Source organism: Liquorilactobacillus vini DSM 20605 (genome assembly GCF_000255495.1).
Taxonomy (GTDB): Bacteria; Bacillota; Bacilli; order Lactobacillales; family Lactobacillaceae; genus Liquorilactobacillus; species Liquorilactobacillus vini.
Map to the genome: position 1 here is coordinate 1 of NZ_AHYZ01000178.1, position 235 is coordinate 235.

1 protein-coding gene is annotated in these 235 nt (G+C 30.6%); it reads left to right on the plus strand.

Annotation, left to right across the window (positions count from 1 at the left end; genetic code table 11):
• A partial coding sequence (locus ON15_RS09735) for a DDE-type integrase/transposase/recombinase (protein ID WP_010581305.1) occupies window positions 1-235 on the plus strand: 235 nt, incomplete at both ends.

Genomic DNA, 235 nt, shown 5'->3' on the forward strand with positions numbered 1-235 from the left:
TTGAAGAACGGGAAAATATTATTGATCGTGATTTTTCAACTAAATCAATTAATCAAAAATGGGCAACAGATATAACTTATATTCACACCTTGCGTGATGGTTGGCTGTATCTCTCATCAATTCTTGATTTGCACACGAAAAAAATTATTTCATGGGATCTTAGTTTAAACATGACTAATGAACTAGTTCTAAAAACTCTTAACCGGGCAATTATTAAATATAAGCCAAGTAATCT